Source organism: Sphingomonas sanguinis, assembly GCF_001476905.1.
In the GTDB taxonomy this organism is placed as follows: Bacteria; Pseudomonadota; Alphaproteobacteria; order Sphingomonadales; family Sphingomonadaceae; genus Sphingomonas; species Sphingomonas sanguinis_B.
In genome coordinates this window covers 21,209-27,731 of sequence record NZ_LDTE01000070.1, presented here as the reverse complement: position 1 = coordinate 27,731, position 6,523 = coordinate 21,209, and the positions used below count along the sequence as shown (strand labels likewise).

General features: G+C 68.1%; 5 protein-coding genes. 4 read left to right on the top strand and 1 reads right to left on the bottom strand.

Annotated features, from left to right (window positions below; translation table 11 throughout):
- Nucleotides 1-164 precede the first annotated feature (164 nt).
- From SB4_RS11565 to SB4_RS11550, 4 genes are all read left to right on the top strand, one after another.
- Nucleotides 165-2,186 (top strand): protein-disulfide reductase DsbD family protein, encoded by a 2,022-nt coding sequence (locus SB4_RS11565; RefSeq protein ID WP_058752684.1) that lies wholly within the window; start codon nt 165-167, stop codon nt 2,184-2,186.
- Nucleotides 2,187-2,393: 207 nt separating this feature from the next.
- Nucleotides 2,394-3,887, top strand: coding sequence for a circularly permuted type 2 ATP-grasp protein (locus tag SB4_RS11560; protein ID WP_058752683.1), 1,494 nt, complete (start codon nt 2,394-2,396; stop codon nt 3,885-3,887).
- Nucleotides 3,887-4,822, top strand: coding sequence for an alpha-E domain-containing protein (locus tag SB4_RS11555; protein WP_058752682.1), 936 nt, complete (start codon nt 3,887-3,889; stop codon nt 4,820-4,822). Before SB4_RS11560 ends, SB4_RS11555 begins: the two co-directional genes overlap by 1 nt.
- The gene (locus SB4_RS11550) at nt 4,822-5,604 is read left to right on the top strand and encodes a transglutaminase family protein (RefSeq protein ID WP_058752681.1); all 783 of its coding nucleotides are present in this window, start codon (nt 4,822-4,824) and stop codon (nt 5,602-5,604) included. The genes SB4_RS11555 and SB4_RS11550 overlap by 1 nt, the downstream gene beginning before the upstream one ends.
- Before the next feature lie 33 nt (nt 5,605-5,637).
- Here the strand turns inward: SB4_RS11550 and SB4_RS11545 are convergent, their stop codons facing one another.
- A complete protein-coding gene (locus SB4_RS11545) occupies nt 5,638-6,420 on the bottom strand; it encodes an arginyltransferase (RefSeq protein ID WP_058752680.1) in 783 nt (260 codons plus the stop codon).
- Nucleotides 6,421-6,523 lie beyond the last annotated feature (103 nt).

The window sequence follows — 6,523 nt, the reverse complement described above, 5'->3', positions numbered from 1 at the left end:
GGGGTGCATAGCCGGGCACCGGGCTGGCGGTCTGGGCGAGCGCGGGGGACGCGACCAGGGCGGCGGAGGCGAGGAGCGCGGCAGTCAGGGGGTTCATGGGCAACCTTGATGCAAAGCGGGGATGGGGGCGCTATGGAACGCGAAAGCGGGTTAGGGCAAGGTCGATGCGCGGTTGGTTTTACATCCTGATGACGACGCTGTTCATGCTGGTGGCGACGGGCCCCGGCATGGCCGAAAGCGCCCCGGCACCCGGCGCGATCCACCTGCCGATGCGGCTGGTCGCCGAGAGTGAAAACCCGGCGGCGGGCAGCAAGACGACGCTCGCCATCGTCGCGACGCCCGAAAAGGGCTGGCACGGCTATTGGAAGAATGGCGGCGATGCGGGCCTGCCGACCGAGGCGCACTGGACGCTGCCCCAGGGCGTGAGCGCGGGCGAGCTGCGCTATCCGGTGCCCGGACGGCTGAAGATCGCCGGGTTGATGAACTATGTCTATGAGCGGCCCTTCACGCTGCTGGTCGACCTGGCCGTTCCTGCCGGGCTGGCGAAGGGCACACCGCTGCCGATCACGGTCAAGCTCGACTATCTGGTGTGCACCGACACGATCTGCGTGCCCGAGAGCCAGACCCTGTCGACCCGCCTGACCGTCGGTGATGGTGCGGTGAACCCCGCCACCCGCACCGAATTCGACCGCTGGCGCGCCGCCTTGCCCAAGCCGTTGGGCGGTGACGGCGTGATCGAGACGGCTGGCAAGACCGTGAGGATCGCCGTCCCGCTGCCCGCCTCGGTCGCGGTCAAGGAGGCTTATTTCTTTCCCGAGCGCAGCGGCGTGATCGACCATGCCGCGCCGCAAGCCATGACGCGCAACGGCGACCAGCTGATCCTCGCCATGCCCGCCGCCGCCGTGCCGACGCCGGGACCGATATCGGGCGTGCTGTCGATCGGCGCGGGGCAGGGGCTGTCCTTTGCCGCCAAACCCGGCGCGATTGCGGGATCAAGTGGCGGCGGCGATACCGGTTTCGGTGCGGTGGCGCTCGCCTTTCTGGGTGCGGTGCTGGGCGGGTTGTTGCTCAACATCATGCCCTGCGTCTTTCCGATCCTGAGCCTGAAGGCGCTGAGCCTCGCCAAGGGCGGCGGGGACGAGCGCCATGCGCGGGCCGAGGCACTGGCCTATACGGCGGGCGTGGTGCTGGTGTGTGTGGGGCTCGGCGTGGTGCTGCTCGCCCTGCGCGCGGGCGGGCAGAGCGCGGGCTGGGCGTTCCAGCTTCAGGACCCGCGTGTCATCGGCGTGTTGTTGCTGCTGGTCGCGGGGATCGCGTTCAACCTGGCCGGGCTGTTCGAGCTGCCGACGCCCGCCTTTGCCGGACGGTCGGGGGCGATGGGGTCGTTCGCGACCGGTGCGCTGGCGGCGTTCGTCGCGACGCCCTGTTCGGGGCCGTTCATGGCCGGTGCACTGGGTGCCGCGCTGGTCCTGCCCGCCGCCGCCGCGCTGGCGGTGTTCGCGGGGCTGGGGATCGGCATCGCGCTGCCCTTCATCGCGATCGGCTTTGTCCCGGCGCTACGGCGGCGTTTGCCCAAGCCGGGGATGTGGATGGTGCGGCTGCGTCATATCCTGTCGGTGCCGATGTTCCTGACCGCGCTCGCGCTGGCCTGGATCTTGGGGCAGGAGGCGGGGGTGACCGGCATGACGCTCGGCCTCGCCGCTGCGTTGCTGGCCTCGCTGGGCTTCTGGTGGACGGGTTTGCGCCAGCATGGCGGCAAGGGTCGTGCCGGGTGGCCCGCCGTGGTGGCGCTGGTGCTGGCGGTCGGGATCGTGGTGACGGTCAAGCCCGCCGCGGCGGTGGCCAAGACGACCGCCGACACCGCCTTCACCGAGGCGAAGCTGGAGGATTTGCGGAAAGCGAACCGCCCGGTCTTCGCTTATTTCACCGCCGACTGGTGCCTGAGCTGCAAGGTCAACGAGGCTGCCGCGATCGAACGCTCCTCGGTGCGCGATGCGTTCGCGCGCAACAAGGTGGCGATGCTGGTCGGCGACTGGACCGATGGCGATCCGGTATTGGGACGCTTTATCGAGCGGCATAACCGGGCCGGGGTGCCACTATACCTCTATTACGCCCCGGGCGCGAAGGAGCCGCAGGTCCTGCCGCAGGTGTTGACCCCGTCGATGCTGGAGAAGCTGGGGGCGTAAGTCCTTCAAATTCCTCCCCTGCAAGGGGAGGTGGCGCGCGCAGCGCGTCGGAGGGGGTGTCGCCCTCTCGATAGCGGGATACCCCTCCGTCAGGGCTTCGCCCTGCCACCTCCCCTTGCAGGGGAGGAATTTCGGGAGCCCCCCTTGCGCACCCCCATCATGCGGTGCAGCATGGAACCCGAACACCAGGGGGAGCGTAACGACCGGATGGGGACTATCGCCGCGTTCGACGAAATCATGGGGGCTTCCGGCGCTGCGACGCCACGGCCCGAACTCTCCGCGCTTCAACGCTGGCTCGATCACACCCCCGATAGCGAACTCCGCCGCCGCCAGCAGGCGGCCGAAGCGACCTTCCGCCAGCTGGGCATCACCTTTGCCGTCTATGGCGAGAGCGACGCGGCCGAGCGGATCATCCCCTTCGATATCGTGCCGCGCGTCTTCCTGCCCGACGAATGGGCGCGGCTGTCCGAAGGGCTGGTCCAGCGGGTCGAGGCGATCAACGCGTTCCTCGACGACATTTATGGCGAGCGGAAGATCCTGCGCGACGGCATCCTGCCGCCCGACCTGATCTTCGGCAATCCGCAGTTCCGGCCCGAAATCGCCGGGATGCGCCCGCCGCACGGCGTCTGGGCGCATATCTGCGGCATCGACCTGGTGCGCACCGGGCCGGACGACTTCTTCGTGCTGGAAGACAATGCCCGCACGCCCTCGGGCGTCAGCTACATGCTGGAGAACCGCGAGGCGATGCTGCGCCTCTGCCCCGAGCTGTTCCGACAGTTTCGGGTGGCGGCGGTCGACAGCTATCCCGACCGTCTGCTCGCCACCATGAAGTCGGTCGCGCCGCATGGCGTGGCCGAGCCGACCTGCGTCGTGCTTACGCCCGGCCACTACAATTCCGCCTATTACGAGCACAGCTTCCTGGCCGACTCGATGGGGATCGAGCTGGTCGAGGCGGCCGATCTGGTGGTCGATGACGACATCGTCTGGATGCGCACCATCGCGGGCCGGGTGAAGGTCGATGTCATCTATCGTCGGGTCGATGACGATTTCCTCGATCCGCTGGTCTTCCGCCCCGATTCGATGCTGGGCGTTCCCGGCCTGATCGCGGCCTATGCGGCGGGCAACGTCGCCATCCTCAACGCGCCGGGCAACGGCATCGCCGACGACAAGGCGATCTACAGCTATATGCCCGACATCGTCCGTTATTATTCGGGTGCCGAACCCAAGCTGAAGAATGTCGAGACCTGGCGCTGCCGCGAGCCTGAGGCGCTGTCTTACGTGCTCGACCATCTGCACGAACTGGTGGTCAAGCTGGTCGACGGATCGGGGGGATACGGCATGCTCGTCGGCCCGACCGCGACCAAGGCGCAGATCGAGCATTTCCGCGCCGCGCTGATCGCCGAGCCGCATCGTTACATCGCCCAGCCGACGCTGGCGCTATCGACGGTGCCGACGCTGGTCGAAAGCGGGGTCGCGCCGCGACACGTCGATTTCCGCCCCTTCGTCCTGACGGGTAGCAACGGCGTGGAGGTTACGCCGGGCGGCTTGACCCGTGTGGCCCTGCGCGAAGGCTCGCTGGTCGTCAATTCCAGCCAGGGCGGCGGCACCAAGGACAGTTTCGTCCTGCTCCATCCCGAACCCGACAGCTGGGTGCAGGTACAGGGGCAGCAGTCGCAGATCCAGACGCAGGGAGTACGCTGATGCTCTCGCGCACCGCATCCTCGCTCTATTGGCTGGGCCGCTATTTCGAGCGGGCCGATTTCATCGCACGATTGGTCGAGGCGACCGTCCGACTCGACGTGCTCTCGCCGCGTTCGGCGGGGCTGGCCGCTTGGGGTTCGGCGCTCGCCGTCACCGATACCGCCAGCGCCTTTGCCGATGGCGGGCGGGAGATGCGCCGTCGCGAGGTCGCGCGCTTCCTGACGGTCGAGTCCTGCCACCCCGGCTCGATCGTCCGCTGCGTCGACATGGCGCGGATGAACGCTCGCGCCGTGCGGACCGCGCTGACCCGCGAGGCATGGAGCGCGATCAATCGCGCCTGGCTGCATTTCGAGGCGAAGCCCGCCGCCGACGATCCCACCGCGGTGCTCGGCCTGGTCGAGGCGGTGAAGAACGAGACCCGCGGCTTCGAGGGCGCGGTCCACCGGATGCTGCGCAACCAGACGACCTGGTTCATCCGGCTGGGCCAAGCGGTCGAGCGAGCGGACAATACCGCGCGGCTGCTCGACGTGAAATATCACATCCTGCTGCCGGCGGGCGAGCGGATCGGCGGCGTCGTCGACCGTGACCAGTGGACGACGATCCTCCAGACCGTCTCCGCTGTCACCGCCTATCGCTGGCTCTATTCCGACGGGCTGAAGCCCGCCAACGTCATCGACCTGCTGATCGCGCGCACCGAATTGCCGCGCAGCCTGGCGGCGTCGGTCGAGGAAACGGTGGACGTGCTGGGGCAGCTTGCCCGGCGGACGGGGCAGCATGGGGAGGCGGATCGCATGGCAAGGTTGCGGGCCAATCGGATGACGAAGACGCGGTCGGGGGATGTGATCGCGGGCGGGCTTCACCAATATCTCGAAGCCTTTATCGAGGAGAATGCCCAGCTGCACGGCGCCATCGGCCGTCAGTTCAAGTTCGCCTGATGCGCATCGCGATCGAGCACCAGATCGTCCACCGGCCCCATCCGGGGCGGCCGACGATGGTCCAGATGTTGCGCCTGACGCCGGAGAATTTCGACGATCAGACGGTGGCCCACTGGCGGATCGACGTCGATTGCGATGCGCGGCTGCGGCGCGGGCAGGACGGCTTCGGCAATGCCGTCACCATGCTCTATGTCGAGGGTGCCCCGGAGACGGTGACGATCACCGCGACCGGCGAAGTGCTGACCAGCGATGCGCATGGCCTGATCCATGGCGCGACCGAAACCCTGCCGCCCGCTCTGTTCCTGCGCGCCACGACGATGACGCCGGATGATTCGGCGATCGCGACCTTCGCGGCCGAGGCGGCGGCGGGCATGGCCGGGCCGCTGGGCGCACTGCACGCGCTCAACGTCGCGCTGCACCGGCGCTTTCCCGTCGACCGGGACGCCACGCCCCAAGGGGCCGATGCCGCGCGGGCCTTCGAGCAGGACCGTGTGACGCCGTGCGATCTCGCCCATATCTTCTGCGTCGGCGCGCGGTCGCTGGGCATTCCGGCCCGCTATGTCTCGGGCTTCGCCGCCTGGGGCGGGGACCGGCGCGGACAGGCGCATTGCTGGGCCGAGGCCTATGTCGAGGAACTGGGCTGGATCGGTTTCGACCCCAGTATCGGGCTCAGCCCGCAGGACGGCCATGTCCGCGTCGCGGTGGCGCTGGACGCGGCCGGTGCGGCGGCGGTCGCTGGTGAGCCCTGGGGCCAGTCGGTCGCGAACGGCGAGGCGCAATAAATTCCTCCCCGGACAGGGGAGGAACGTCGTGGCTCACACCAGCGCCGGGACCGGGGGAGGCGTCGTCGGTGCGTCCTTTTCGTCGGCCATCAACGCCCAGCCGCGCGGGCCCAGCGCCTCCAGCGGCTGATAGCGCGTCTTATACGCCATGCGCGGTGAACCCTTCACCCAATAGCCGAGATAGACATAAGCCAGATCGGCGGCGCGGGCGCGCAGGATGTGGTCCATGATGATGAAGTTGCCGAGCCCTGGCCGGTTCTCGTCCTGGGTCTCGAAAAAGCTGTAGATCATCGACAGTCCGTCGCCCTGCCGATCGGTCAGGCACGCGCCGACCAGCCGCCCGCGCTCGCCATTGGGCCCGGTCGGTTCGCGATATTCGACCAGCACCGACTGGACCGGCGACAGCTCGACCATGTCGGCATAGTCGCTTTCGTCCATCGTGGTCATGCCGCCGCCGGGATGGCGCTCACCCAGATAGCGGCGCAGCAGCTCGAACTGCTCGGCGGTCGCCCAGGGCTGGCAGGCGGTGACCTCCAGATCGGCATGGCGGCGCAGCAGCTTGCGCTGGGTGGCGTTGGGCCGGAAACCCTCCGCCACGACCCGGACCGAGATGCACGCGCTGCATCCCGCGCAGGACGGGCGATAGGCGACGCCCTGGCTGCGACGAAAGCCGATGCGGCTCAGCGCCTCGTTCAGCTCGCCCGCATGCTCGCCGTTAAGTTCGGTAAAAACTTTACGCTCGTCACGCCCCGGCAGATAGGGGCAGGGGGCCGGGCTGGTGACGAAAAAGCGCGGAAAACGAAAGGGCGCAGTCACCGCCGGGCAGTTCCTTCAAACGGGTTGATAACCCTCTTTAACGAAAATCCCGTCCGAAGCGATGGGGCAGCATCGTTCGGAAACGGGACGTCCGGCGCAAAAA

Coding starts and splice junctions, on each gene's coding strand:
- SB4_RS11565 (WP_058752684.1), top strand. CDS start 165: ATGCGCGGTTGGTTTTACATCCTGATGACGACGCTGTTCATGCTGGTG.
- SB4_RS11560 (WP_058752683.1), top strand. CDS start 2,394: ATGGGGACTATCGCCGCGTTCGACGAAATCATGGGGGCTTCCGGCGCT.
- SB4_RS11555 (WP_058752682.1), top strand. CDS start 3,887: ATGCTCTCGCGCACCGCATCCTCGCTCTATTGGCTGGGCCGCTATTTC.
- SB4_RS11550 (WP_058752681.1), top strand. CDS start 4,822: ATGCGCATCGCGATCGAGCACCAGATCGTCCACCGGCCCCATCCGGGG.